The organism is Pseudomonas sp. JAI111, assembly GCF_024809425.1.
Classification (GTDB): Bacteria; Pseudomonadota; Gammaproteobacteria; order Pseudomonadales; family Pseudomonadaceae; genus Aquipseudomonas.
The window spans coordinates 250,009-276,142 of the sequence record NZ_JANUCB010000008.1 but is presented as its reverse complement, the minus strand read 5'-3'; the positions used below and the strand labels follow the sequence as shown (position 1 = coordinate 276,142).

Sequence of the window (26,134 nt, the reverse complement as noted above, 5' to 3'; positions counted from 1 at the left end):
CCCTTTTTTTGTTGCCTGCCACCATGCACTGTCCCTTCTGCGGTGCCAACGACACCAAGGTCATCGACTCGCGTCTGGTCGCCGAGGGCGAACAGGTGCGCCGCCGGCGTGAATGCCTGGCCTGCGGCGAGCGTTTCACGACGTTCGAGACGGCTGAACTGGTGTTGCCGCGCCTGATAAAAACCGACGGCAGCCGCCAGCCGTTCGACGAAGAAAAACTTCGTGCCGGCATGCAGCGAGCGCTCGAGAAGCGCCCGGTGAGTGTCGAACGCCTGGAATCGTCGCTGGTGCACATCAAACACAAGCTGCGCGCCACCGGCGAGCGCGAGGTCAAATCCCTCGTGGTCGGTGAACTGGTGATGGCCGAGCTGCAAAAGCTCGACGAAGTCGCCTACATTCGTTTCGCCTCCGTGTATCGCCGCTTCCAGGACCTCAATGAGTTCCGTGAAGAGATCGATCGCCTGGCCCGTGAGCCGGTGAAAGAATGACCACCACCCCGGAACAAGCCATCCTCGACGCCCATTACATGGCCCGCGCCCTGGAACTGGCGCGCAAAGGTCATTACACGACGCACCCCAACCCTCGGGTCGGCTGCGTGATCGTGCGTGACGGCCAAATCGTCGGCGAAGGCTGGCATGTGCGTGCTGGCGAACCGCATGCCGAAGTCCACGCCTTGCGCGCCGCCGGTGACAAGGCCCGAGGTGCGACGGCGTACGTGACCCTCGAACCTTGCAGCCACCACGGCCGCACGCCGCCCTGCGCCGATGCGCTGGTGAACGCCGGTGTCGCGCGGGTAGTGGCCGGCATGCAGGACCCTAATCCTGCGGTCGCCGGTCGCGGCATGCAGCGTTTGGCCCAGGCCGGTATCGCCATTGAAAGCGGTGTGCTGGAAGGCGAGGCGCGCAAGCTCAACGAAGGCTTCCTCAAGCGCATGGAACACGGCTTGCCGTTCGTGCGGGTGAAGTTGGCCATGAGCCTGGACGGTCGCACGGCGATGGAAAGTGGCGAAAGTCAATGGATCACCGGTCCGGCCGCACGCTCGGCGGTTCAACGCCTGCGCGCGCAAGCCAGTGTGGTGCTGACCGGCGCCGACACGGTGCTGGCAGACAATGCCCGTTTGACCGTACGCGCCGATGAACTGGGGTTGGACGCCGAGCAGACCGCACTCGCCATGAGCCGTCCGCCACTGCGGGTGTTGATCGATGGCCGTTTGCGCGTGCCGCTGGACGCGCCGTTCTTCAAGGCCGGCCCGGCCCTGGTCGCCACCTGCATGGCGGTCGAAGAGCAATACGCCAACGGCCCGGAATGCCTGATCGTGACGGGCGAGGATGGTCTGGTCGACCTGCGCAAGTTGCTGGTTGAGCTGGCCCATCGCGACGTCAACGAAGTGTTGGTCGAGGCCGGCCCGCGCCTGGCGGGGGCTTTTGCCCAGCAAGGTCTGGTGGATGAGTTCCAGATTTTCATCGCCGGCAAGTTCCTTGGCTCATCGGCGCGACCGCTGCTGGACTGGCCGCTGGCGCACATGAAAGACGCACCCGAGCTGAAAATTACCGAAATCCGCGCGGTTGGCGATGACTGGCGAGTCATCGCCATTCCTGTGCCAGCGGCGAGCGTATAATTCCCGGCCTGCGTCACGCGTCGGCCCTGTTCTCGAGGAGGACTCCATGTTTACCGGCATCATCGAATCCATCGGCAGTATTCGTGCATTGACCCCAAAAGGCGGAGATGTGCGGGTACACGTAGAAACCGGCAAGCTCGACTTGAGCGACGTCAAACTGGGCGACAGCATCGCGGTCAACGGCGTGTGCCTGACGGCGGTTGAATTGCCAGGCAACGGCTTTGCGGCGGACGTGAGTCGCGAAACCCTCGACTGCACGGCAATGAATGACCTGAAAAGCGGCAGCCCGGTGAACCTGGAAAAAGCCCTGACCCCGACCACACGCCTGGGCGGACATCTGGTCAGCGGTCACGTCGACGGCGTGGGCGAAGTCGTTGCCCGCACCGAGAACGCGCGCGCTGTGGAGTTCCGCATCCGTGCGCCCAAGGAACTGGCCAAGTACATCGCCCATAAAGGCTCGATCACCGTCGACGGCACCAGCCTGACCGTGAACGCGGTCGATGGCGCCGAGTTCCTGCTGACCATCATTCCGCACACCCTGAGCGAAACCATCATGGCCTCGTACCAGCCAGGTCGCCGGGTGAACCTTGAGGTCGACCTGCTGGCCCGTTACCTGGAACGCCTGTTGTTGGGCGACAAGGCCGCAGAGCCTGCAAAATCCGGAAACATCACCGAAAGCTTTCTGGCCGCCAACGGCTACCTCAAATCCTGACTCAAGGGGGTGCCTTGTGGCGCTCAATAGCATCGAAGAACTGGTTGAAGACATCCGCCAAGGCAAGATGGTCATCCTCATGGATGACGAAGACCGCGAGAACGAAGGCGACCTGATCATGGCCGCCGAATGCTGCAAGGCCGAACACATCAACTTCATGGCCAAGCACGCCCGTGGCCTGATCTGCATGCCGATGAGCCGTGAGCGCTGCGAACTGCTCAAGCTGCCCCTGATGGCACCACGCAACGGCTCCGGTTTCGGCACCAAGTTCACCGTGTCCATCGAAGCGGCCGAAGGCGTGACCACCGGCATCTCCGCTGCCGACCGTGCGCGCACCGTGCAAGCGGCTGCGGCGAAAGACGCCAAGGCGGAAGACATCGTCAGCCCGGGCCACATCTTCCCGCTGATGGCCCAGGCCGGCGGCACACTCGCTCGCGCCGGTCACACCGAAGCGGCTTGCGATCTTGCGCGCATGGCCGGTTTCGAGCCGAGCGGCGTGATCTGCGAAGTGATGAACGACGACGGCACCATGTCCCGTCGCACCGAACTCGAAGCCTTCGCGGCTGAACACAACATCAAGATCGGCACCATCGCCGACCTGATCCACTACCGGATGATCCACGAACGTACCGTTCAGCGGATTGCCGAGCAGCCTTTGGACAGCGAACTGGGCCAGTTCAACCTGGTGACCTATCGTGATTCCGTGGAAGGCGACGTGCACATGGCCCTGACACTGGGCACCGTGTGCGCTGATGAACCGACCCTGGTTCGGGTGCATAACATGGACCCGCTGCGCGACCTGTTGATGGTCAAGCAACCGGGGCGCTGGAGCCTGCGCGCCGCGATGGCTGCGGTGGCCGAGGCTGGCAGCGGTGTGGTGCTGTTGCTGGGTCATCCGCTCGATGGCGACGTGTTGCTGGCGCACATCCGCGAAACCGCCGATCAGACCGCGGTGAAAAAACCGACCACCTACAGCATTGTCGGTGCCGGTTCGCAGATCCTTCGGGACCTGGGCGTACGCAAAATGCGCCTGATGAGCGCGCCAATGAAATTTAATGCGATATCCGGTTTTGATCTGGAAGTTGTAGAATACGTGCCCTCCGAATAATGACCGGTTGTTCCCGGCCCTGTATTCGCGGTTCAAATATCACTGAGGGATGCGTAGAAAACGCGTCCCGGCTCTTTAAGAGATCTAACGAATGACCCTGAAGACCATCGAAGGTACCTTCATCGCCCCTAAAGGCCGCTACGCTTTGGTAGTGGGCCGTTTCAACAGCTTCGTCGTTGAAAGCCTGGTCAGCGGTGCAGTTGATGCCCTGGTTCGCCATGGCGTGAGCGAAAGCGACATCACCATCATCCGTGCGCCTGGCGCCTTCGAAATTCCCCTGGTTGCGCAGAAAGTCGCTCAAAAGGGTGAATACGCGGCAATCATCGCCTTGGGCGCGGTCATTCGTGGCGGTACTCCGCACTTCGAATACGTGGCGGGCGAATGCACCAAGGGCCTGGCCCAGGTGTCCATGGAGTTCGGCGTTCCGGTCGCTTTCGGCGTCCTGACCGTTGATTCCATCGAACAAGCCATCGAACGTTCCGGCACCAAGGCCGGCAACAAAGGTGCTGAAGCTGCCCTGTCCGCTCTGGAAATGGTCAGCCTGCTGGCGCAGTTGGAGGCCAAGTGATTAGCGACGAAAGTGATCGTTTCAACCCGCGCGATCCAAAGCCTGCGGATGCCGGCAAGCCATCGAAAAGCGTCAAGCGTCGCGAAGCCCGTCAGCTCGCGACTCAAGCGCTATACCAATGGCACATGGCCAAGCAGTCGTTGAACGAGATCGAAGCGCAGTTTCGGGTCGATAACGATTTCAGCGATGTCGACGGTGCCTACTTCCGCGAAATCCTGCACGGGGTTCCAGCGCAGAAGGACAGGATCGACGCCGCACTCAAGCCTTGCCTGGACTTGACCATCGAAGAGCTGGACCCGGTTGAACTGGCGGTGTTACGCCTGTCCACCTGGGAACTGCTTGAGCGTGTCGATGTGCCGTACCGCGTTGTGATCAACGAAGGTATCGAACTGGCCAAGGTCTTCGGTTCCACCGACGGTCACAAGTTCGTCAACGGTGTGCTCGACAAGCTGGCCCCGCGTCTGCGTGAAGCTGAAGTGAAGGCGTACAAGCGCTAATCGGCGCTTGCAGTGTCCTGTCTCGCCGATACGTTCGTTTTTTAGCGAGTGGCTGGTGTTGCCAGACAAGGCGCCGCGACGAGTCATAGCGTGCTATGGCGAGGAGCGGCAACGCAGTATGGCGACACCAGACGCCGCTTAAAAATGAACAGTATTGGTGAGAGAGGACACCCCTATGGGTGAGTTTGAGCTGATCCGCAATTTCTTCGCCGCCGCGCCTTGTGCGCAGGGCGGCGAGGGCGTTGCTCTCGGAATCGGCGATGACTGCGCCTTGCTGACCGTTCCTCCTGGGGAGCAGTTGGCCATTTCCACCGACACGCTGGTTGCCGGCGTGCATTTCGCAGATCCCTGCGATCCTTTCCTGCTCGGTCAGCGCTCGCTGGCCGTCGCGGTCAGCGATCTGGCCGCCATGGGCGCCACCCCGATTGCCTTTACCCTTGCCCTGACCTTGCCGACGGTGACCGCCGATTGGCTGCAGGCCTACGCCCTTGGTTTGACCGTCATGGCCCAGGGCTGCGGTGTGGCTTTGGTGGGCGGCGATACCACTCGCGGCCCGTTGAGCTTGACGATGACGGTGGTTGGGCGCGTGCCGACAGGTCATGCGTTGACTCGCAGCGGGGCGCAGCCAGGCGATTTGCTCTGTGTGGGCGGCGAGTTGGGAAATGGGGCCGGCGCCTTGCCGCTGGTACTCGGGCAGCGAACCGCCGATGCGGCCATCGCCGACCCGCTGCTGCGCCATTACTGGTCACCGCAACCGCAACTGGCTCTCGGTCAGGCGCTGCTCGGCAAAGCCACCTCGGCGCTGGATATCTCCGACGGCCTGCTGGCTGACTGCGGGCATATAGCCCTGGCGTCGAGAGTTGGCATTCAGGTTGAACGGGACCGATTGCCGCTGTCCAACGCTTTAGTGGCTTTCCTTGGCCAATCGGGTGCCGAAAGCGCAGCCTTGAGTGGCGGTGACGATTACGTGCTGGCCTTCACCCTGCCGCCCGTCGAGTTATCCGCGTTGCTGGCCGACGGCTGGCCGATCCATGTGGTCGGGCGTGTTATGGCAGGGCAGGGCGTCGTGCTGCTGGATGCCGATGGACAAGACATCACCCCGCAAACCCGCGGCTATCAACATTTTCGGGAGACACCGTGACAGATCATCCCAAACAGGTCCCGGCGGAATTCGTACCGCCGTCGGTCTGGCGCAATCCCTGGCATTTCCTGGCGTTCGGCTTCGGCTCGGGCACCTTGCCAAAGGCACCGGGCACCTGGGGGTCGTTAGTTGCGCTACCCTTTATCCCGTTATGGCAGATGCTGCCCGATTGGGGTTACTGGCTGATGCTGGGCGTCACCATGCTGTTCGGCTTCTGGCTGTGCGGCAAGGTTGCCGACGATTTGCGGGTACACGATCACGAAGGCATCGTCTGGGACGAAATGGTCGGGATGTGGATCACCCTGTGGCTGGTGCCGGACGGTTGGTACTGGTTGTTGGCGGGATTCCTGATGTTCCGCTTCTTCGACATTCTCAAGCCCTGGCCGATTCACTGGATCGACCGGCATGTGCACGGTGGCGTCGGGATCATGCTCGACGATGTATTGGCAGGCGTGTTTGCGTGGCTGGCGATGCAGGGGTTGGTATGGATTTTCGCCTGACAGGCGAAACAGGGGACTAAGGATGGCTCTGCGCTGGTTGGCTATGATGGTGTTCACCACGTTTTGCTCGCTTGCCAGCGCGGGCGATGCCGCGACGACACCGTCGGTGATTCATCTGGCCAGCGAAGACTGGGAAGACTACACCGCCGCTGACGGTCATGGCCTGGGTTGGGACGTGCTGCGGGAGGTGTTCGAGCCGGCCGGCGTCAAACTGGACATCCGCACAGAACCTTACCTGCGCGCGATCGGCCTGGCACAACGTGGCGACGTCGACGCCTGTGTCGGCTCCTATCGTGATGAGACCCACGACCTGCTCTATCCGCGCTGGAATTTCGATACCGATCACATCTATGCCTTGGGGCTGGCGAGCAATCCGGCGCCGACCCCGCAAACCCTGGGCAACTATCGGCTGGCCTGGGTCCGTGGCTACAGCTTCGAGAATTACCTGCCCAACGTGAGCCGCTATAACGAAGTCGTTCGGCGCACCGGTATTCTGTCGATGCTGACCCACAATCGAGCCGACTACTACATCGACGCACTCGCCGAGGTCGACTATGTCCTCAAGCGGGCCAAGGATCCGGCGCAGTTTCGTCGCACGCACATCGCGGATTTGCCGCTGTACCTGTGCTTCGCCGATACGCCCAAGGCTCGCACGTTGATGGCGCTGTTCGATGAACGCATGGAGCTGCTGGTGAAAAGCGGTCGGCTGAAACCGATCTTCGAACGCTGGAAACAGCCGTATCCATTCGACGTAAACTGAACACGGATCTATTGGTTGATGCTGAACCCCTGTGGGAGCGAGCTTGCTCGCGATGGCGGTCTGTCAGATACAAATATGCAGACAGACACACGCCATCGCGAGCAAGCTCGCTCCCACAAGTAGGCTTTGGTGGGCCTGGGATCGAACTTTTTGATCGTTATGCCCCATAATTCAGCCTAAGCGTCCACGGGAGCGTGCTGTTACAATGCCGCGTCTGCGAATCTCCAGTACTTATTGATCAGGAGCACACCGGTGCCTGTCGTTTTTGTCGCCGCTTCCAAGCTGCCAACGCCTTTTGCGCAATTCACCATGCACGGCTTTCTCGATGAAGAAAACGGGCGCGAGCACGTTGTGTTGAGCCTGGGTGAGTTCGACGATGGTGCCCCGGTACTCGGCCGGTTGCACTCCGAATGCCTGACTGGCGATGCCTTGTTCAGCCAGCGTTGCGATTGCGGCTCGCAACTTGAGGCCGCGTTGCAGGCCATCGCCCGTGAAGGGCGCGGCGTGCTGCTTTACCTGCGTCAGGAAGGCCGGGGCATTGGTCTGTTGAACAAGATCCGTGCCTATGAATTGCAGGACGGCGGCGCCGACACCGTTGAAGCCAACGAGCGCCTGGGCTTTGCCGCCGACCAGCGCGATTACGCCATGTGCCTGCCGATGCTGGAGCACCTGGGCGTTAAATCCCTGCGCCTGATGACCAACAACCCACGCAAGGTCAAAGCCTTGACCGACATGGGTATCGTCGTCGCCGAGCGCGTGCCGCTGCACACCGGCCATAATCCGCACAACAAACTCTACCTGGCCACCAAGGCCAGCAAGCTCGACCACATGATGGGCAACGAGCATCAGGGCGAGGCAGACCGGGCGTGACGCGCGGGCAGGTTCGGCGGCGGCTGTCTTTCAACTGGTGGCAGTATCTGGCCCTGGCCTTGCTGCCGTTGTTCGTGATCAATGGCGTATTCGGTCAAGGCGAGGCGATCCTGCCGGTGCTGGCGATGCCGTTGTTCATTGCTGGCGTGGCCTCGATGTTTGTCAGTCTGAAGTTTTTCGGTGGCTACAAGCACGCGCTGATCGCCACCCAGAAAGCCCTCGACACCCCTGAAGAACCCGCAGCCTGGATCGCCCTGGCGGCCAAGCGTCGCGTCGCGTTCCTGGCGGCTGCGCTGCCGGCCTGGATCGGCGCGCTGGCGGTGTTCGTCGGCCTCGAAGCGGTGCCATTGGTGCTGCTTGCGCTGTCGACCACGGTGCTGTTCTACCTCTACCGTATCCCGCGTCAACTCGGCTGATGGTTCGTGTCTGGCTGGCGGTGTTGCTGCTGGCCGTCAGCGGCTCGACGTTCGCGGCCTTGCGGGTTGTCAGTCTTGCGCCGTCACTTTCTGAAATCGTTGTTGAATTGAACTCGGCGGACCTTCTGGTCGGCGTATTGGATGCCGGTGAGCGTCCTGCCGAACTCGACGGTCTTCCATCCGTTGGCCGCTACGGCCAGTTGGACATGGAGCGGTTGCTCAGCCTCAAGCCCGATTTATTGCTGCTATGGCCGGGCAGTGTGGGTCCTGCCCAGCGTGACCAGCTCAAGCGCCTGAATATCCTCACCTACGTCGCCGAACCGCATAACCTTGGCCAACTGACCGCGCAGATTGAAGCGATTGCCGCGCAGCTCGGCCGGCCTGAACGTGGCATTTCATTGGCCGCAGCGTTGCGTCAGCGACTGGCTGCCTTGCGCCAGCGCTATCGTCGGGATGAGCCGTTACGGGTGTTTTATCAGGTGTGGGATCGGCCGCTGTACACCGTTGGCGGCGGGCAGATCATCAGCGATGCGCTTGACGTGTGTGGCGCACGTAATGTGTTCGCGGACCTGACGTTGCCGGCACCGCAGGTCAGCGTCGAGGCGGTGTTGCAGCGCAATCCCGAGGTGATTCTGGCCAGCGACCAGGCGCAGCTCAATGCGTGGAAAGCCTGGCCGCAAGTAGCGGCGGTCGCGCAGGGTCAATTGTTGTTGGTCGCGGATAAGGGCCTGGAGCGACCGAGTGGGCAGATGATCGAGGCGACCGCCAAGTTGTGCCAGGTGATCGCGCCCTCACGCTGATCGTTCCCACGCTCTGCGTGGGAATGCCGCCATGGACGCTCCGCGTCTGCTTTGGATGTGACGCAGAGCGTCACGGGATGCATTCCCACGCAGAGCATGGGAACGATCGAGGGTTAGATTTCGGGCGTCCAGGTCACCCCGAACATCCACGCCCGTCCTTCTTCGCGATACCCATACTGACTGCCCTCATGGCTGTACAGCGCCCGGCTGTAACCCTTGTCCAGCAGGTTATCGACCTTCAGCTCAAGTTTGATTGCGCGATTGAGTTCCCAGCTACTGCGCAACCCGAGCAATGCGTACCCGCCCAGGGCTTGCTGATTGTCCTGGTCGTCATAGCTGCTGCTCACCGCCTGCCACGTGGCGCCGAGCCCGAGCCGGTCAAACTGCCGATCCAGATCCAGGCTCAACGTGCGCCGCGCGCGACGAGCCAAGGTGTGACCGCTGTCGCGATCCCGTGGGTCGATGATTGCCACGCCAAGGTTGCTCTGCCAGCCGAACAATTCTTGTTTCAGCGCCGCTTCAAAACCATTGATCCGCGCCGAAGCAACGTTCTGCGGGCGTGAATTGCTGCCGAAAATAATCGCGTCTTCAAGGTTTGTGCGGTACAGCGAGGTTTCCAGTCGGCTGCTGTCGGTCAACTGGCTGCGCCATTGCAGCTCATAGCTCTTCGAGGTTTCGGGCTTGAGGTCCGGGTTACTAAAATCCGGGTAATACAGGTCATTGAAGGTTGGTGCGCGAAAGCCTTCGCTGTAGGTCAACAGCACGTCGTTGTCCGGATTCAGCGGCAGGGTAAAAGTGCCACTCCAGCTGTTCTGCCCACCGAACTGCTGGTTCTGGTCCCGGCGTAGGCCCAGTTCCGTGGAGAAACTGTCCGACTGGTAGCGATGCTGGATAAACGCCGCACGGTTCCAACGGCTGTCCTCGTCGAAAGGTGTGCTGCTGTTGATCCGGTCTTCGTACCAGTCGCCGCCGAGGATCAGGCTGTTGCGCTCGTCGAGCGTCAGGTCGTTCTGCCAGTTCACCGAATTACGGTAGGTGTTGAACACGCTGCGCTCGTCGCTGAGCTTGTCGAAGGTCTTTTCGCGGTTTTCGCTGTGGCCGAATTCGACGCGGGTTTTCCAGCGGTCGTTAACCCGGGCATCGACGTAACTGCTGATGCTGCTGACGTCAAAATCGCTGTAAGGCTGTTGTTGCACCGATTCGAAGGTATTCGTGTCGAAGCGCCCGAACGGATTGTCGAACTCGCCTTTACCGCGGTTATCGAGGATGTTGGCGCCGATTTCAATGTCATCTGTGAGCGCGTGGCTGAGGCTCAGGCTGAGCGACTTATTGCGGTACTCGTCGTGATCGCCGTCGCTGGGATACGACTCGTGAGTGCGATTGATCCCGGCGCTTTCATCGAGGCTGGTGCCAAGGTTGAAGCGGGTTTTGTCATTGCCGCCAGACACGCCGAGGCTGCGTTCCCACGTCTGATGGCTACCCAATCCTACGTGCATTCGTGGCTGCAAGCCCGGTTCGCCGCCACGGCGGGTGAAAATCTGAATCACCCCGCCAATCGCATCGCTGCCGTAAATCACCGAGCGCGAGCCACGCAACACCTCCACGCGCTCGACCTGTTCGATGTTGATGTGTTGCAGGTTGCTGTCGCCAGACGTCGAGTTGCCAATCCGTTGGCCGTCCACCAACACCAGGCTTTGCGCCGAGTTTGTGCCGCGAATGTAAATCCCCGGCAGACTGCCGCGCCCGCCGGTTTGTGCGACTTGCACGCCAGGCACGCGACTGAGCAAGTCAGTGACGCTGACCGGTTGCAGGCGGTCGATGTCCTCGCGGGTGAACACGGTATTGGCGGCGCTGCTGTCGTTGCGCGCTTCGACCTGACGGTTGGCGCTGATCAGAAGGTCGGGCAGCTTCAGGGCCTCGTCACGTTCGAACGTGTCGGCCAGCAGTGGGCCGGCCGGCAGCAACGTCAGCGTCAGGGCGAGGGGAGAGAGTTTCATCGGGCAGTCCGTTGGCGCTTTAAAGCGAACACAAATTTTGAAAGGCACAGAAACCACTGTGGGAGCGGGCTTGCTCGCGATGGCGGTGTGTCAGTCAACAAATGTGTCGACTGTCAGTCCGTCATCGCGAGCAGGCTCGCTCCCACAGGGTGATGCGTTTAAATATTTAGCAGTTGCAGGCGCTGACGAATGGAAGCTTCGATCCCTGCCTCATCCAATCCGCACTCCGCCAGCATTTGCGCAGGCTTGGCGTGTTCGACGTAGCTGTCGGGCAAGCCCAGATGCAGCATCGACTTGAGGATGTTTTCACGCGCGAGGAACTCGCTGACCGCGCCACCGGCGCCGCCCATGATCGCGTTCTCTTCTACGGTGACCAGCAATTCATGGCTGCCGGCCATTTCACGAACCAGTGCTTCGTCCAGCGGTTTGACAAAACGCATGTCGACCACGGTTGCATCCAGCGTCTCGGCGACTTTCAGCGCTTCGGCCAATTGCACGCCAAACACCAGCAAGGCGACTTTGCTGCCCTGACGACGAACCACGCCTTTGCCGATCTCGATCGGCTCAAGGTTTTTCTCGATCGTTGCATTCGGACCGGATCCACGTGGGTAACGCACCGCCGCCGGGCCATTGAACAGGTGGCCGGTGGTGAGCATTTTGCGCAGTTCGTTTTCGTCGCTCGGGGTCATCACCAGCATGCCGGGGATGCAGCGCAGGAACGACAGGTCGAAGCTGCCCGCGTGCGTCGGTCCGTCTTCGCCCACCAGACCGGCGCGGTCGATGGCAAACAATACGTCGAGGTTTTGCACGGCGACGTCATGGATCAGTTGGTCGTAACCGCGTTGCAGGAACGTCGAATAGATCGCCACCACCGGTTTTGCGCCTTCACAGGCCATGCCGGCGGCGAAGGTCACCGCGTGCTGCTCGGCAATCGCCACGTCGAAGTAGCGCAGCGGGAAACGCTCGCTGAAGGCCACCAGATCGGAACCTTCCTTCATCGCCGGGGTGATGCCCACCAGGCGCGGGTCGGCGGCGGCCATGTCGCACAGCCATTCGCCGAACACACCGGAATACTTCGGCCCGCTGGCTTTTTTCGGTGCGGCCGCCGGAGCGTCCAAAGGTTCGAGCTTGGTGATGGCGTGGTAACCGATCGGATCGACTTCCGCCGGGGCGAAGCCTTTGCCTTTCTTGGTGACCACGTGCAGGAACTGCGGGCCTTTGAGATCGCGCATGTTGCGCAGGGTGGCGATCAGGGTCGGCAGGTCGTGACCATCGATCGGGCCGATGTAGTTCCAGCCCAGCTCTTCGAACAGCGTGCCGGGGACCAGCATGCCTTTTGCGTATTCTTCTGTGCGACGGGCGATTTCCCAGGCGCCGGGCAGGCGTGAGAGGACCTTTTTACTGCCCTCGCGCATGCTTGCGTAAGTGCGGCTGGAAAGAATCTTTGCCAGATAATTCGACAAGCCGCCGACATTGCGCGAAATCGACATGTCGTTGTCGTTGAGGATCACCAGCATGTTGGCGTTCACTTCCGGCGCATGGTTCAGCGCCTCGAAGGCCATGCCGGCAGTCAACGCACCGTCGCCGATCACGGCGATGGCCTTGCGATCACTGTTCTGCAGGCGGGCGGCAATGGCCATGCCCAGCGCTGCACTGATCGAGGTGCTGGAATGGCCGACGCCAAAGGTGTCGTACTCGCTCTCGGAGCGGCGCGGGAAGGCGGCGACGCCGTCCTTCTGGCGCAGGGTGCTCATGCGCTCGCGACGGCCAGTGAGGATCTTGTGCGGATAGGCCTGATGACCCACGTCCCACACCAGCCGGTCGTCCGGGGTGTCGAAGACGTAATGCAACGCAATGGTCAGTTCGATGACGCCCAGGCCTGCACCGAAATGCCCACCGGTCTGACCGACCGTGTAGAGCAATTCCAGGCGCAACTCATCGGCCAGGGTTTCCAGCTCGGCTTCGCCTAACCGGCGCAGGCCGTCCGGCGTGTTGGCACGGTCGAGCAGGGGCGTGGTCGGGCGCTTGCGGGGAATCTCATGAAACGTCGTGGGCATCAGGCGAATCGTTATAGGTATAAAAGATGCGGCAGTTTACCTGATGCATCGCCCCCTGCCCACGCGTTGGTTTTAACTTGGCGGATACGCCGTCAGCTGCGACGCTCGACGATGTACCTGGCCAGGTCGCGCAGTGGCTCGGCGGCCGCGTCAAACGGTCGCAGCGCGTGCAGGGCCTGATCGCGCAGTTCCAGGGCGTAGGCCTTGGCCGCGTCGAGGCCGAGCAAGGCCGGGTAGGTCGGTTTGTCACGCGCAATGTCGGCGCCCTGGCGCTTGCCGAGGGTTTCGGTATCGCTTTCGACGTCGAGAATGTCGTCCTGCACCTGAAAAGCCAGACCGATGGCCTGTGCATAAGTCTGCAGGGACTTCAGTTCGTCTTTCTCGGCACGACCGCTGGCCAGGGCGCCGAGCTTGACGCTGACCTCGATCAGCGCGCCGGTCTTGTGCCGATGCATGTACTCGAGGGCTTTCTGATCGAGTTTCAGGCCAACCGAACCAAGGTCGATGGCTTGACCGCCGACCATGCCCGCCGGGCCTGCTGCCAACGCCAGCGCGCTGACCATTTGCAGTCGAATTTCAGCATCCGAAGCGTTCAGGCGCGGGTCGAGCAGGGCGCTGAACGCCAGGCTCTGCAAGCCGTCGCCGGCCAGAATCGCGCAGGCTTCATCGAATTTTTTGTGCGTAGTCGGCTGGCCGCGGCGCAGATCGTCGTCGTCCATCGCCGGCAAATCGTCGTGCACCAGGGAATAGGCGTGGATCAGCTCCACTGCACACGCCGCGCCATTGGCTTGCTCAGCCTTGCCGCCCAGCGCCTCGCAGGCGGCATAGGCCAGCAGCGGACGCACGCGTTTGCCGCCGTTCATCACGCTGTAGCGCATGGCTTCGTACAACCGCGCCAGCTCAGAGCTTGGCGGATTGAACAGGGTTTCCAGTGCTGCGTTGACGCGGGCCTGGCTGGTCGCCGAATACGCTGCAATCATTCTGGCTGATCCGCGTCGAAGGGTTCCTCAGCCAACTCGCCATCACGCTCGAGCAGCACTTGAACCTTTTGCTCGGCCTGGGCCAGCGCCGCCTGGCAATCGCGGGTCAGACCGATGCCTTGCTCGAAAGCCGTCAGCGAGTCTTCCAGCGACAGTTCGCCGTTCTCCAGACGCTCCACCAGCGTTTGCAGGTCAGCGAGAGATTGTTCGAAATCCAGTGCAGCTTTTTTGCGGGCCATGGCGGCTATTTCCGGTTGACGTTAAACCGGCGCGACACTAGCAGACATGGGGGTTATGGGCAAATGAGCGGGGCATTTCAGCCACTGCTTTCGGGATAGCTGATCTGGTATCGAGTATTACGCCCACCCCCCGCAAGCCGCTTCACATAGCCTTTCTCCAGCAATTCAGCCAGATGACGAGTGGCAGTGGCCTTGGACACCTTTGCCACCGCCTGATACTGCGCAGCGCTGATGCCTTCCTCGAAACCGCGCTCCCCGCCATCCAGCAAGCGATTCAGCACTTTGGTTTGCTCCGCCGTCAAAACGGACTCGCGGTGGGCCTGCCAGAAACGCGCCTTGCCCAGCACTGATTCAATCCGGGTCATGGCCTGTTGCAGGCTGCGTAACAGGGTTTGCAGGAACCACTCCAGCCAATCCGTGATATCCACGGTGGCTTTCTGGCTGGCCTCAAGTACCCGGTAGTAGCCGGAACGGTCCTCCAGGATGCTCGCTGACATCGCATAGAAACGGATCGCCTGCGCCTCGCCCTGAGCCAGTGCCAGATCGGTAATGGTGCGCGTCAGCCGTCCATTACCATCATCGAAGGGGTGCAGGGTGACGAACCAGAAGTGTGCGATGCCGGCCCGCAATAAAGGATCGAGCCCGACCTGACTCTTGCTGGCTTCAAACCAGTTGAGGAAGGTGTCCAATTGCTGCTCCAGTCCTTTGCGCGGTGGTGCTTCAAAGTGAATGGTGGGTCTGTCGATACGCCCGGACACCACTTGCATCGGTTCATCGCCGCGTAAAGCACCGACATGGATGGAACGAGTGGCAAAGTTTGTGTCCTGATCCGGGAACAGCCATTCATGCCACGCCAGAAGTCGCTCCAATGTCAGGGGAGAGGCGAAGTGCTGAGTAGCATCGAGCAGTAATTGCGCCAGCCCTTCGCTGCGTTGGCTGACTTGACCGCCATCGACTGCTTCCAGGCCCAGACGCCGCGCCAGCGACGAGCGCACCGAGCCAACATTCAGTTGTTCACCCTCGATAGCCGAAGACGTCACGATGTTCTGCAACAACGCATCCAGTTCGGTCTGTGCGCTGAGTGAACGGCCCACAGAACTGGCCATGCCCATCAACTGACCCTGGGCCTGTACGCACTCGCGCAACAGCGGCGTCAGGCGCTCGGCGTGCCAGTTGAAATTTGGCCAATCGGGCTGTTGCCAGATCCAGTGAGGTGCCATTAACCGGGTGCTCCAGGGTGAATGAGCCGAATAATAGTCCTATTCGGCTCATTTGGTGAGCCGAATAACTGCGCTATTCGGCTCATGCCTCGCTTTCACCGTGATTCCCGCCACAAATAAAGATGTATCTGATTGTTAAAAAACCGCCGAATGGCTAACCTTCGCGCCTTCTACGACCCGATAGTCATGGGTCTTTCTGACGAAACGCAGTTTTTACATCTGTAACGCGCCGAGGATCGGGCGCAAGGTTTCGTTATGCATGGCAGGAGGCGTCACATGCGTTCATTTCTTTTGCTGATGATGGGGCTGGTCTGCGCGAGCGCGGCCTGGGCCGAACCGACGGCCGAGGTATCGGAACCGGTGGGCGGCTGGCGTTATTCCGGTCTGCTCGATCGCAGTGAAAATCCTCAAGTCGCTTATCCCACACCGCCCATCGACCGGGGCGTGCAGCGCAATCGCACGATGATCGAAGGCCAGCTCAAGGCCATCGGCACTCAACGCGGGCCTCACACCCTGGCGGTCAATGGCAATCCACTGAATCTTTACACCGACGAGGAAGGGCGTTTCGCCCGGCCGTATGCGTTCGGCGCGGGTTCCAACAGCGTCGAAGTGCGCAGCGCCGAAGGCAAGTCGCTCAAGCGCGTTCAATTCTATGAAGCCAACAACCTGCGCACCCCGGCACGGATTCGCGTGGTGCTGGGTTGGGACGATCCGAAAGCCGAACTCGACCTGCACATCATTACCCCCGACGGCCAGCACGCGTTTTTCGCCCACACGGCGTTGACCAATGGCGGCGGTCTGGACCCGGATGGCGTCGATGGCCCCGGGCCGGAGATGTTCACCATGACCGCGCCGCTGCATGGCACCTATCTGGTTTACGTGAACTATTGGGGCAACTTCGGCAGCGAAGGCTATAACTTCGATGAGACCAGCAACCAGAACGAGGTCATCACCTCGCAAATCAATCTGGTGCTGAACGAAAACACCGTCGACGAAAAACGCGAGACCTTCATCGTGCCCCTGCGCGCGATCGGTGACCTGCTGCTGGTCAAGACTTTCAACTATTAAGCATCCCGCTCCACGGATGAAATGGGCTTTGTGAACATGAGCGATAACACTGTGACTCCTGCCGCTGACGCACCGGCCGCGAAACCTTCCCGCCGCTGGCCGGCCGTGCTGGTCGGGCTGGTCCTGGTCGCTGGCGTGGCAGGCGGATTGGGCTGGTTCATGCACAAGCCCAAGGCACCACCGGCCGAGCTGGCCAGCGACAAGCTGGGCATGAGCCGCCCGGACGGCCTGCTCGAAACCCACTCCTTGAGCCAGTTGCCCAAGGACTTGCTGGCGGTGCCGTTCCTCAAGGAAACCCTGACCGAAGATTTCGTCTTCTATTACGAAGCGCACGCCGATCGCCTCGGCTTGATCGGCAGTCTGCGGCGGATCATTTACGAACATGACCTGAAATTGCAGGACAGCCTGATCGAGCAGCTCTTCGATCAACCGGCGGACGTAGCGCTGTGGCGTGGGGCGGATGGTCGTCTGAAAGACTTTTTGTTGGTGATGGATCGCGGCGGGCTGGCCAAGGTGCTGGAACCACTGGCCAAAGTGGCGCTGGATGATTCGCAACTGACCAAACTGAGTGACGTGAAAGTCGGCACTGACGACGTGGCGCTTTATCAACTCACCTACAACGCCAGCAAGGCGCTGGTGTTCGCCTCCCACGGCGACAAACTGGTGGTGCTGTCCAATCCGACCAAGCTCTACGACCCCGAAAGCGGCACCTCCGAAGAACCGGGCAGCGTCTCGACCAAGGCCATCGCCGCGTTGCTCAACGGCGACAAACTGTTCCCCGAAGCGTTTGGCCTGCCACCCCGCGCGCCTGAGGTGAAACAACGTCTTTCAGTCAACGCCAGTGTGTTGGCCATGGGTTACCAGCGTTTCATCCCGAACTTCGCCGGTCTGCGTTTCGACATGGATGACAAAGGCTGGCACAGCTTCCTCGCCATGGATGAACTGGACAAGCAGCCGGACTTCGATTTCAAACCCATCTGGAAAGCCATGCCGATGGGCGCCAGCGCCTGCGTCGCGTTGCCTCTGGCCGCCGAACAACAGAAACCGCTGCTGGTTAAACTCGGTGCCGATGAAACCGTGGCACAGGCGCTGACCGAACACATGGCCGGTGCTGCCGGCCTGTGCTGGTACGCCGATTCGCGGTTGTACACGCCGCTGCTGGTGGCCAGCCTGAATGATGATGACAGCGCCAAGCTCGATGGCGACCTGGGCAACCTGTTCAGCTCGATGGTCGGCGCCTACGAGGGCAACGTTCAAGACCACGCCTTTCCGGTGGTCGAGAAGCAGGAAAGCACCACTCACCAATGGCAGCGCCAGGTCAGTTCCAACTTCGGCCCTTACGCGGCCAAGGACGCCGAACAACCGGACGCGATCACCGGCAAGGCATTCATGCGCGTGAGCCTCGCCCGTCACGGTTCGACGCTGCTGTTTTCCCTCGACGACAAGTTGGTCGACAAAGCCCTCGGCACCCTCGACAAACGTTTCCCGCCGATGGCCGACGTGGTGCCCAAGGATTTGCTGATGCCGGTCTACTTCGGCCCGGATTCGATGGCGCAGCTGATGCAACAGGAAACCCTCGACAGCTTGCCGCAGGACATGGAACCGGTGTTCTACAACGCCGCGCAGACCTACCTGATCCCGAAATTGCGCAAGCTCGGCGGTTATGGCAAATACGCCCTGACCTTGCCCGAAGGCAGCGAACCCGATGGCCACTGGCAATGGCTGCCGCTGGAATGGAAAGCCCTGTGACCGCACTCATCCGAGGCCTCGGCCTGCTGGCGATGTTGCTGGGCAGCCGTGCATTTGCCGGTGACGCCCCCGCGCTGGATCCGCAGCAATCCCAGGTGTTCCGTGCCTGGTTTGTACGCATCGCCCAGGAACAACTGACCCAAGGCCCAAGCCCGCGCTGGTATCAGCAGGACTGCGCCGGCCTTGTGCGTTTCGCCGCCAACGAAGCGCTGAAAGTCCATGACGACAAATGGCTGCGCAGCAATGGCCTGTCCAACCGCTACCTGCCGCCCGAATTGCAGTTGAGTGAAGCCCAGCGCGGCCTCGCCCAACAATGGCAACAGGGCGGTGGCAAGGTCGGGCCGTACGTCAATGCGATCAAACTGATTCAGTTCAACAGCCATCTGGTCGGCCGGGATGTGGCGCAAGCCCGGCCCGGCGACCTGATGTTTTTCGATCAGGGCGACGACCAGCACCTGATGATCTGGATGGGCCGCTACATCGCCTATCACACCGGCACCACGACCCCCACTGACAACGGCATGCGATCCGCGAGCCTGCAGCAACTCATGACATGGAAGGACACCCGATGGATACCCGACGCAGCCAACCCCAACTTCATCGGCGTCTATCGACTGAACTTTCTCTCCCAATGATCGGTGCCCGCATGCTGCGTATCTGTTCGAAACTGCCGTTGTTGCTGGCGCTGATTCTGCCGCTGACGCCGGTCAACGCCGAAGACACCGTCGAGCCCAGCGGCTACACACCGGTGGCCGGCGAAAGCTTTTTCCTGCTGGCTGACAGCAGCTTCGCCAGCGACGAACAGGCGATGGTGCGCCTCGAAGCGCCGGGCCGTGACTATCGTCGTTTCCGCATGGAGCCTTACGGTGGCGCGGATATTCGCGTGTACCGGATCGACAAGCCGCTGGATTTCCTCAAGCGTCAGAAGAACCTGCACCGCGTGGTCAGCGACGGCCAGTTCAAGGGCGAAGGTCTGTCGAACACCCTCGCGTACCTGTGGGACAACTGGTACCGCAAATCCCGCCGGGTGATGCAGCGTGCGTTTTCCTATGAGTCGCGTAAACAAGTCACTGAAGAAGTGCCGGAACTGAAGATGGGCAACGCGATTGCTGCGCCAACGCCTTACGATGCGCAGCCGCAATTCGCCTTGATCCCGGGCCTGCCGGTGGTCACCCAGTTCCGTTATCCACTGTGGCAAGCCAAGCCGATCCAGCCGCCTGAGGGCGTGAACCTGGCCGGTTCGTCCAGCGAGTTCGTCAGCGTCGCGCCGGGCAACGTCTACATCCCGTTGGGCAACCTGAAACCGGGCCTGTATCTGGTGGAAGCGCTGATCGGCAAGTACCGCGCGACAACGATGGTGTTCGTTTCCAATACCGTGGCCGTGAGCAAGATTGCCGGTGATGAATTGCTGGTGTGGGCCGCGCGCAAGCACGAAGGCAGTTCGGTGCCCAAGGTCAATGTGCTGTGGACCGATGGCCTGGGTGTCATGAGCAGCGGCGCTACCGATGCCGATGGTTTGCTGCGTCTGAAACACGTCAGCCCCGAGCGTTCGTTCGTGATTGGCGAGGACGAAGAGGGCGGGGTGTTTGTCTCCGAAAACTTCTACTACGACAGCGAAATCTACGACACCAAACTCTATGCCTTCACTGATCGGCCGCTGTATCGGCCGGGGGATTGGGTGTCGCTGAAAATCGTCGGTCGCGAGTTCAAGAACGCCAGGGATTCCGTGGCGCCGACGGCTGCCGACGTCAACGTGACCGTGCTCGATGCCACCGGCACAGCCCTGCAATCGCTGGCGCTGAAACTCGATTCCAAGGCCGGCACCCAAGGTCGCTTCCAGTTGCCGGACAACGCTGTGGCCGGCGGTTACGAACTGCGTTTCAGCTACAAGGACCAGGCCTATAGCAGCGCCTTCCGTGTCGCCGAATACATCAAGCCGCACTTCGAAATTTCCTTGAACCTGGCCAAGCAGGATTACCGCACCGGCGAGCCGGTGAAAGGCAGCCTGGTGCTGCTGTACCCGGACGGCAAACCGGTGGCCAACGCCAAGTTGAGCCTGAGCCTGCGCGCTCAACAACTGTCGATGGTCGACAACGAACTGCAATACCTCGGGCAATTCCCGGTAGAGCTGACCAGCACCGAACTGACCACCGACGCCAAGGGCAACGCGACCCTCGAGCTACCCGCCGCTGAAAAACCAAGCCGCTACATGCTCACGGTTTTTGCCAGCGATGGCGCGGCGTATCGGGTGAAGACCACCAAGGAAATCCTCATCGACCGTGGCGCGGCGAGTTTCAGTCTGCGTGCGCCGCAACGCTTCAGTGCGGTGGGCGACAAGGTCACGTTCAGCTATCTGAATGAAGGCGGCAGCGAACAAGGCAAAGCGGTGAAACCGAGCAGCTACGCTTGGGTGCGTCTTGAAGACCAGAGCACCGGCGAAGGCAAACTGGCCGCAGCGGATAAAGGCTTCACGCTGGCCTTCGAGCGTCCGGGCACTTACAACCTGACGTTGAAGGATGACCATGGCCGCGTGGTCGGTGCGACCGGTCATTCAGTCACTGGCGACGGCGTCAAAGCCGTGCCGGGCACGGTGGAAATCGTCCTCGATAAACCCGAGTACACATCGGGCGATGAAGCCCTGGCGCTGATCACCTTCCCCGAGCCTGTCAGCGATGCATTGCTCTCGCTGGAGCGGGACAAGGTTGAGGCCACGGCGCTGCTGTCCAAGGGCGGCGACTGGCTGAAGATGGAAAAACTCAGCGACACCCAATACCGCGCGCGGATCCCGGTGAAGAGCACCTTCGCACCGAACCTGACGTTCTCGGTGCTGTACACCAAGGGCGGTCAATACAGCTTCCAGAACGCCGGCATCAAGGTGATCGCACCGCAGATCGACGTGGCCATCGCCACCGATAAAGAGACGTATCAGCCGGGCGATACGGTGTCGGTTGACCTGACCACGCAGTTCGCCGGCAACCCGATTCCGGCGCACCTGACGGTCAGTGTCGTCGACGAAATGATCTACGCGCTGCAACCGGAAGTCGCACCGACCATCGACCAGTTCTTCTACCATCCGCGCCGCAACAACGTGCGCACCAGCGCCAGTTTGTCGTTCATCAGCTACGACGTCGCATTGCCGGGTAGCCCGGGGGCGCCGGGCAAAGCCAATCGCAGCGAGCGCGGCGTGAAAGTGCTGGAACGGCCACGTCGCGAAGACGTCGACACTGCCGCGTGGCAGCCTGAATTGGTGACCGACGCCAATGGCAAAACCCGTTTCACCTTCAAGATGCCGGACTCGCTGACCCGCTGGCGCATCACGGCGCGAGCCATCGCCGATGACGGCCAGGTCGGGCAGAAGAAGCAATTCGTGCGCTCGGAAAAACCGCTGTACCTGAAGTGGAGCGGCCCAAGCAAATTCCGCACGGGCGACAAACCAGATCTCGGCGTGTTCGCTTTCAGTCAAGCCGAAAAACCGGTCAAGGCCGAGCTGGTCATCCATTACGGTGGCGCCGATCAACGTGTGCCGGTGACCCTGAACAACGGCATCAACTACATCGCACTGCCAGCGTTTGCATTGGCCTCGGGTGAGTGGACCGCTGAACTGGTGCAGGACGGCAAAACCGCCGATGCGCTGGCCGTGCGCCTGACCGCGACCGGTGAGGGCTGGCAGGTCACGCAAAGCCAAAGCCTGGACGTGGCCAGCGGTGATACGCCGCTGACGCTGCCGGCGGATGCTACGGATATTCGCCTGCGTCTGGATGACAGTCCGCAAGCGCTGTTCCGCTCGGCGCTCGATGATTTGCTGAGCTATCCGTATGGCGGCGTCGAACAGACGGCCAGCCGTTTGCTGCCCTTGAGCATCGCGTATCCGACCTTGTCCTCGAACCCGCAGATCCGTGATCGCTTGCGCCTGATCATGCAAAACAGCCGTCTGCGCCTGGTGCAAATGGCCGGGCCGTCGGCGAGTTTCACCTGGTGGGGCATGGACGGTGAGCCGGATGCGTTCCTCACCGCGTACGCCTATTACGCCGACTGGCACGCCAGCAAAGCGCTGGAATTGAGCCTGCCGCCGGAACATTGGCAGCGTGTGCTGGAGGTGTATGCCAAGCAGGCGAAAAATACGCCGCTGTTGCAGCGCGCACTGATTCTGTCGTTCGCCAAGCAGATGCAATTGCCGGTCAACACTTTGCTCAGCGGCTTGATGGATGACTTGTCGAAAGCCGGCGAGGGTAATGCGGCAAACCTGATGGAGGATGGCGAAGACAGCATTGTCATGAGCGATCCGGATTCGGCACTGGGGCTGGCGGCAGCGCGTGCGTTGACGGCCTCTCTGGCGCGTCAGTCCAAGGTGACGCTGCCTGATGCCTTCAACCGTCAACTGCCTGATGCGCAGCAGCGTCTGGCCGTCAGTTCTCAACCGTTTGCCGAGGCGCTGAACCTGTCGCTGCAAACCTTCGATCAGGCTCACGCGAAAGCGTTGTTGCAACGTTTGCTGCCGCAGCAATCGACGCTCGAACGTGCGTTGGCGTTGACCTGGTTGCAACGGGGTATCGAACAGGCTTCGCCGACCATCGCACTGGCGCCCGGTGAGGGCTGGAAGAAACAGTACGGCGATACCGGTGAGATGTATTGGACGTGGCAGGGCGCTACGCCGGTGCCTGCGGTGCTATCGCTGGCGGGAACGCAAGAGCGCCCGTTGCGGGCGGCATTGAGCTTCCAGACCAAACAGCCGCCGGTTGACCCGATGGCGGTGACCATCACCCGTCGCCTGTCGCGTCTGGTGCCGGGCGACGAAGCCTTCAACTTCAAACTTGAAGCGGTAGGTGGCAAACCGTTGTCCAGCGACAGCCTTTATCTGGACGAAGTGATCATCACCAGCAAAGCCGCGAAACCGCTGCGCTACGGCATGATCGAAGTGCCGCTGCCACCGGGTGCAGATGTCGAGCGCACCACTTGGGGCATCAAGTTGATGGGCAAGGCTGGCACCGAACCGACGGCGCTGGAGAAGGCGCGTTTCGAGCCGGGGCAAATGGCATACGCGATTCCTGTGGATGCCTTGAGCGGCGAGTTGCGCCTGCGTCATCTGGTGCGCTTCTCGCAGAAAGGCCAGTTCAACCTGCCGCCGGTGCGCTTCACACAGGTCTATGCGCCACAGCATCAGGCCCAGGAACAGCAACCGGCGCTTGGCCAGATCACGGTCAACTGATGTGATCCGCCCTCTGGTCTGGTGGCTGCTGTGTTTGCTCCCTGCGCTGGCGACAGCGCAGGACGAGCCGTTGCGCCTGGGCTTCAAGGGTGAATTGATTTCGTTGAGCCGCACGCAAGTGATTTCACGCGAGCCGCTGCCTGCTGATTTACAGACCCCGTTGGGTAGCGTGTGGAAGTTGTTTGTGTACGGCTGGCTGGTGGATAGCGGCGTTCATGAATCGCCTTATGAATGTCGTGGCCAGTCGAAGGACGAGGTTTATTGCTGCACCGCGGGCGGCAAGATTGAACGCGATCAGGCGTTGGTGAAGTCGTGCGGGTTGTATTTCGAGCCGGCGCGCTTGGGCATCATTGCCGCTGACTGGCGCACGTATTGGCAAGCGCGACAGGCGCCGGAATGGTTGCTGAACTTGCCGTCGTTGCAGCCTTCGACACGAGTGCCTGTGGCTGAATTGCTCAAGGCGCTGGCGGTTATGCCCGCGCAGGATCAGGCGCGGCGGGTGTTGCTGGATGTGGTGTTGAACGCCGCTGACGGCAACGTCGTGGGAGAACTCGGTGGCCGCTTGCGGGTGAAAACCTGGAGCTGGTTGGGGGATCAGGATCCGTCGTCGCGTCAGGGCGGGTTTGCCGGTTGGACGGTGGATGGCACGCCAGTCTGGGCCGGTGGGCGCGGGACCAGTCAGATGGTGCTTCGTCATTATGGTGCTGCGTTGGCTTCGGTGTTGCCGGTGGATTGGCCCTCGGATGCAGGGCGTTGTGTCGAGGTCGGGCTGTTTTCCCGTTATCCGATCGGGCGTGTTCTGGCCGGGGATCGGGTTGTTGCTCCTGGGCCTTTGCAAGGCGATTACCGCGTCGAATTCACCAACGGCAATCAACTCGATATCCACAGTGACGGCGAACTGTTTCTGCTCAAGGACCAGCTTGTCGCCCGTCTGGACCGAGAAGAATACGTCGCCCGAGTCCTGCAGCGAGAAGCCAGGCCCGAACCTGCCGAAGCCGCCAAAGCCCTGGCCATCGCCATCCGCACCTACCTGCTGCAAAACGCCGCCCGCCACGGCGACTGCCTGAGCATCGACGACAGCAGCAGCCGACAACGCGTTGCCCCACGCCCGGCCACTGTCGAGTCGCGCCACATCGCTGCCTGGACCAGCGACCTGGTCCTCGCTGGCAGCACCGTCACCTACCATTCCGACCAACCCGGTCCGGACAGACTCTCCTGGCAGCAAGCCGTCGAACAAGCCAACGCCGGCCAACGCTACGACGCCATCCTGCTGCACGCCTACCCGCGCGCCAGCCTCAGCCGCTGGGACAACCCCGTTGCCTCCTGCGAAGCACTCCCCGCCGCCCAGGACTGGCTCCAAACCCAACGTCGCGGCTGGCGCCAACGTCTGGAAAGCGAAGTCGGCTACAACGAAATCAGCACCTTCGCCGTCTGCCGCCTGGCCTTCGGTCGGCCCTACGTCGACCGCGAACGCCAGCGCATCTACGTGCGCGGCGTGCTAACGCTGCAAGACCGACTCGACCTGACCCACGAATACCTGCACCTGGCCTTCGAAGCACATCCCAACGGCCAGGATGAAACCTACATCGAAGGGCTCGCCCGCCACCTCTTGCTGGAATAGGCCATGAAACTCCGTTACCCACAGGTCTTCCTGTTCCTTTGCTCTTTTTGCGTATTGCCGACGGTGTTCGCCTCCGATAGCGCGGTAAAACTTGATACGCCTGTCGGCGGCTGGCGTACGGGCGCTGTTGAGGGGGAAGGTGAAAACTTCCGTCAGACCGTCAACTACCCTGCTTCATCAGTGAACACGCCGGTGGGACAGGCCAACACCGCGCGCATCACCGGCCAGATCAAAGCCACGCCCAAGTCCGGCGAACCCGGCCGGCTGATCGTCAACGGCGTCAGCATGCCGCTGAAGATTGATCCCGCCGGACGCTTTGATCGCCCGTTCTCGTTCCCCAAAGGCCGCAACAGCGTCGAAGTCCGCAGCCCCGATGGCCAGCAGCGCCATCGCACGCAGTTTCTCAACGCCAGCGGCGGCGCAACCCCGGCCAAGTTGCGGGTGTTGTTGTCCTGGGACAGCGACAACACGGATCTGGATCTACACCTGATTACGCCCGACGGCGCGCACATCTGGTACGGCGATCGAGTTGCACCCAACGGAGCAGCGCTGGATGTCGACGTGACGACAGGGTATGGCCCGGAGATCTTCGCCATGCCGGCGCCGATCAAGGGGCAGTATCTGGTGTACGTGAACTACTTCGGGGGCGGGTATCGCAGTGATGAAGAAGGACAGGAAGAGGCGGTTCAGCCGCTGACCACTGCGCAGGTGACAGTGATTACGGAGGAGGGGACGCCGAATGAGAAGATGGAGACGTTCCTGGTGCCGATGCGGGCGGTGGGGGAGTTGACGTTGGTGAAGGGGTTTAGTTATCCCTGAGGCTTGTATGCGGCGATCGCGGCAATTGCGCAAGCACCTCTTGCATGGTTTGCGCCCGGCCAAAGTTTTCCTGTTTTAGGATCAGGATCGATTCGATCTGAATCGCCTGACGTCTCTGACCCAGAAGCCGACCCGACTGAATCGATACCCAAGCCTCGCGCTGAGGAACCGGGGCTTTGTTTCGAGCG

23 protein-coding genes are annotated in these 26,134 nt (G+C 61.3%); 18 read left to right on the top strand and 5 right to left on the bottom strand.

The window, feature by feature from the left end:
* Window positions 1-23 precede the first annotated feature (23 nt).
* The 12 genes from nrdR (at window position 24) to HNR03_RS23500 (ending at window position 8,990) form a co-directional block, all read left to right on the top strand.
* The gene (gene nrdR / locus HNR03_RS23555; RefSeq protein ID WP_003228656.1) at window positions 24-488 is read left to right on the top strand and encodes a transcriptional regulator NrdR; all 465 of its coding nucleotides are present in this window, start codon (window positions 24-26) and stop codon (window positions 486-488) included.
* On the top strand, window positions 485-1,618 hold the full coding sequence (ribD, locus tag HNR03_RS23550) for a bifunctional diaminohydroxyphosphoribosylaminopyrimidine deaminase/5-amino-6-(5-phosphoribosylamino)uracil reductase RibD (RefSeq protein ID WP_259156176.1): 1,134 nt from the start codon (window positions 485-487) through the stop codon (window positions 1,616-1,618). The genes nrdR and ribD overlap by 4 nt, the downstream gene beginning before the upstream one ends.
* Before the next feature lie 46 nt (window positions 1,619-1,664).
* Complete coding sequence (locus HNR03_RS23545) at window positions 1,665-2,330, top strand: riboflavin synthase (RefSeq protein WP_008000433.1); 666 nt, start codon at window positions 1,665-1,667, stop codon at window positions 2,328-2,330.
* A 16-nt stretch (window positions 2,331-2,346) separates the two neighbouring features.
* Window positions 2,347-3,438, top strand: a complete 1,092-nt coding sequence (ribBA, locus tag HNR03_RS23540; protein WP_090179339.1) for a bifunctional 3,4-dihydroxy-2-butanone-4-phosphate synthase/GTP cyclohydrolase II — start codon at window positions 2,347-2,349, stop codon at window positions 3,436-3,438.
* Window positions 3,439-3,529: 91 nt separating this feature from the next.
* The gene (ribE, locus tag HNR03_RS23535) at window positions 3,530-4,006 is read left to right on the top strand and encodes a 6,7-dimethyl-8-ribityllumazine synthase (protein WP_003185938.1); all 477 of its coding nucleotides are present in this window, start codon (window positions 3,530-3,532) and stop codon (window positions 4,004-4,006) included.
* Window positions 4,003-4,503: a transcription antitermination factor NusB gene (gene nusB, locus HNR03_RS23530; protein WP_259156175.1), complete on the top strand. Its 501-nt coding sequence runs from the start codon at window positions 4,003-4,005 to the stop codon at window positions 4,501-4,503. The genes ribE and nusB overlap by 4 nt, the downstream gene beginning before the upstream one ends.
* Window positions 4,504-4,678: 175 nt before the next feature.
* Window positions 4,679-5,644 carry a thiamine-phosphate kinase gene (gene thiL, locus HNR03_RS23525; RefSeq protein WP_259156174.1) on the top strand — a complete coding sequence of 322 codons (966 nt, stop codon included), beginning with the start codon at window positions 4,679-4,681 and terminating at the stop codon, window positions 5,642-5,644.
* Window positions 5,641-6,144: a phosphatidylglycerophosphatase A gene (locus HNR03_RS23520; protein WP_259156173.1), complete on the top strand. Its 504-nt coding sequence runs from the start codon at window positions 5,641-5,643 to the stop codon at window positions 6,142-6,144. The genes thiL and HNR03_RS23520 overlap by 4 nt, the downstream gene beginning before the upstream one ends.
* Window positions 6,145-6,166: 22 nt before the next feature.
* Complete coding sequence (locus HNR03_RS23515; protein ID WP_259156172.1) at window positions 6,167-6,904, top strand: ABC transporter substrate-binding protein; 738 nt, start codon at window positions 6,167-6,169, stop codon at window positions 6,902-6,904.
* 252 nt (window positions 6,905-7,156) lie between these two features.
* Window positions 7,157-7,774, top strand: coding sequence for a GTP cyclohydrolase II (gene ribA / locus HNR03_RS23510; protein ID WP_045057501.1), 618 nt, complete (start codon window positions 7,157-7,159; stop codon window positions 7,772-7,774).
* Entirely contained in the window at window positions 7,771-8,190 is a 420-nt protein-coding gene (locus tag HNR03_RS23505; RefSeq protein ID WP_259156170.1) for an MFS transporter, read from the top strand. The genes ribA and HNR03_RS23505 overlap by 4 nt, the downstream gene beginning before the upstream one ends.
* On the top strand, window positions 8,190-8,990 hold the full coding sequence (locus HNR03_RS23500; RefSeq protein ID WP_259156168.1) for a helical backbone metal receptor: 801 nt from the start codon (window positions 8,190-8,192) through the stop codon (window positions 8,988-8,990). The genes HNR03_RS23505 and HNR03_RS23500 overlap by 1 nt, the downstream gene beginning before the upstream one ends.
* 113 nt (window positions 8,991-9,103) lie before the next feature.
* Here the strand turns inward: HNR03_RS23500 and HNR03_RS23495 are convergent, their stop codons facing one another.
* The 5 genes from HNR03_RS23495 to HNR03_RS23475 form a co-directional block, all read right to left on the bottom strand.
* Window positions 9,104-10,987 carry a TonB-dependent receptor domain-containing protein gene (locus HNR03_RS23495; RefSeq protein ID WP_259156166.1) on the bottom strand — a complete coding sequence of 628 codons (1,884 nt, stop codon included), beginning with the start codon at window positions 10,985-10,987 and terminating at the stop codon, window positions 9,104-9,106.
* A 158-nt stretch (window positions 10,988-11,145) separates the two neighbouring features.
* Window positions 11,146-13,044 carry a 1-deoxy-D-xylulose-5-phosphate synthase gene (dxs, locus tag HNR03_RS23490; RefSeq protein WP_259156164.1) on the bottom strand — a complete coding sequence of 633 codons (1,899 nt, stop codon included), beginning with the start codon at window positions 13,042-13,044 and terminating at the stop codon, window positions 11,146-11,148.
* 92 nt (window positions 13,045-13,136) lie between these two features.
* Window positions 13,137-14,024, bottom strand: a complete 888-nt coding sequence (gene ispA / locus HNR03_RS23485) for a (2E,6E)-farnesyl diphosphate synthase (protein WP_259156162.1) — start codon at window positions 14,022-14,024, stop codon at window positions 13,137-13,139.
* Window positions 14,021-14,263 (bottom strand): exodeoxyribonuclease VII small subunit, encoded by a 243-nt coding sequence (locus HNR03_RS23480; protein ID WP_007894317.1) that lies wholly within the window; start codon window positions 14,261-14,263, stop codon window positions 14,021-14,023. Before HNR03_RS23480 ends, ispA begins: the two co-directional genes overlap by 4 nt.
* A gap of 77 nt (window positions 14,264-14,340) precedes the next feature.
* Window positions 14,341-15,483: a Fic family protein gene (locus HNR03_RS23475; protein WP_259156154.1), complete on the bottom strand. Its 1,143-nt coding sequence runs from the start codon at window positions 15,481-15,483 to the stop codon at window positions 14,341-14,343.
* Between the two features lie 276 nt (window positions 15,484-15,759).
* Between HNR03_RS23475 and HNR03_RS23470 the strand changes: the two genes are divergently transcribed.
* The 6 genes from HNR03_RS23470 to HNR03_RS23445 are packed head-to-tail and all read left to right on the top strand — an operon-like array spanning window position 15,760 to window position 25,946.
* Window positions 15,760-16,551: a YfaP family protein gene (locus HNR03_RS23470; RefSeq protein ID WP_259156151.1), complete on the top strand. Its 792-nt coding sequence runs from the start codon at window positions 15,760-15,762 to the stop codon at window positions 16,549-16,551.
* A 36-nt stretch (window positions 16,552-16,587) separates the two neighbouring features.
* Window positions 16,588-18,300, top strand: coding sequence for a DUF2138 domain-containing protein (locus HNR03_RS23465; protein WP_259156149.1), 1,713 nt, complete (start codon window positions 16,588-16,590; stop codon window positions 18,298-18,300).
* Entirely contained in the window at window positions 18,285-18,935 is a 651-nt protein-coding gene (locus HNR03_RS23460) for a DUF1175 domain-containing protein (RefSeq protein ID WP_405046081.1), read from the top strand. The genes HNR03_RS23465 and HNR03_RS23460 overlap by 16 nt, the downstream gene beginning before the upstream one ends.
* The gene (locus HNR03_RS23455) at window positions 18,932-23,506 is read left to right on the top strand and encodes an alpha-2-macroglobulin (protein WP_259156212.1); all 4,575 of its coding nucleotides are present in this window, start codon (window positions 18,932-18,934) and stop codon (window positions 23,504-23,506) included. The genes HNR03_RS23460 and HNR03_RS23455 overlap by 4 nt, the downstream gene beginning before the upstream one ends.
* Before the next feature lies 1 nt (window position 23,507).
* Window positions 23,508-25,127: a DUF2300 domain-containing protein gene (locus HNR03_RS23450; RefSeq protein ID WP_259156148.1), complete on the top strand. Its 1,620-nt coding sequence runs from the start codon at window positions 23,508-23,510 to the stop codon at window positions 25,125-25,127.
* 3 nt (window positions 25,128-25,130) lie between these two features.
* Entirely contained in the window at window positions 25,131-25,946 is an 816-nt protein-coding gene (locus HNR03_RS23445) for a YfaP family protein (RefSeq protein ID WP_259156147.1), read from the top strand.
* Window positions 25,947-26,134 lie beyond the last annotated feature (188 nt).

Bases quoted from the DNA above. Each gene is read 5' to 3' on its own strand.
- HNR03_RS23500 (WP_259156168.1), top strand. From the start codon at position 8,190: ATGGTTCGTGTCTGGCTGGCGGTGTTGCTGCTGGCCGTCAGCGGCTCG.
- HNR03_RS23445 (WP_259156147.1), top strand. From the start codon at position 25,131: ATGAAACTCCGTTACCCACAGGTCTTCCTGTTCCTTTGCTCTTTTTGC.
- HNR03_RS23480 (WP_007894317.1), bottom strand. From the start codon at position 14,263: ATGGCCCGCAAAAAAGCTGCACTGGATTTCGAACAATCTCTCGCTGAC.
- HNR03_RS23470 (WP_259156151.1), top strand. From the start codon at position 15,760: ATGCGTTCATTTCTTTTGCTGATGATGGGGCTGGTCTGCGCGAGCGCG.
- ribE (WP_003185938.1), top strand. From the start codon at position 3,530: ATGACCCTGAAGACCATCGAAGGTACCTTCATCGCCCCTAAAGGCCGC.
- ispA (WP_259156162.1), bottom strand. From the start codon at position 14,024: ATGATTGCAGCGTATTCGGCGACCAGCCAGGCCCGCGTCAACGCAGCA.
- dxs (WP_259156164.1), bottom strand. From the start codon at position 13,044: ATGCCCACGACGTTTCATGAGATTCCCCGCAAGCGCCCGACCACGCCC.
- HNR03_RS23495 (WP_259156166.1), bottom strand. From the start codon at position 10,987: ATGAAACTCTCTCCCCTCGCCCTGACGCTGACGTTGCTGCCGGCCGGC.
- HNR03_RS23465 (WP_259156149.1), top strand. From the start codon at position 16,588: ATGAGCGATAACACTGTGACTCCTGCCGCTGACGCACCGGCCGCGAAA.
- HNR03_RS23545 (WP_008000433.1), top strand. From the start codon at position 1,665: ATGTTTACCGGCATCATCGAATCCATCGGCAGTATTCGTGCATTGACC.
- nrdR (WP_003228656.1), top strand. From the start codon at position 24: ATGCACTGTCCCTTCTGCGGTGCCAACGACACCAAGGTCATCGACTCG.
- ribD (WP_259156176.1), top strand. From the start codon at position 485: ATGACCACCACCCCGGAACAAGCCATCCTCGACGCCCATTACATGGCC.
- thiL (WP_259156174.1), top strand. From the start codon at position 4,679: ATGGGTGAGTTTGAGCTGATCCGCAATTTCTTCGCCGCCGCGCCTTGT.
- HNR03_RS23455 (WP_259156212.1), top strand. From the start codon at position 18,932: ATGATCGGTGCCCGCATGCTGCGTATCTGTTCGAAACTGCCGTTGTTG.
- HNR03_RS23475 (WP_259156154.1), bottom strand. From the start codon at position 15,483: ATGGCACCTCACTGGATCTGGCAACAGCCCGATTGGCCAAATTTCAAC.
- HNR03_RS23515 (WP_259156172.1), top strand. From the start codon at position 6,167: ATGGCTCTGCGCTGGTTGGCTATGATGGTGTTCACCACGTTTTGCTCG.
- HNR03_RS23460 (WP_405046081.1), top strand. From the start codon at position 18,285: ATGGAAAGCCCTGTGACCGCACTCATCCGAGGCCTCGGCCTGCTGGCG.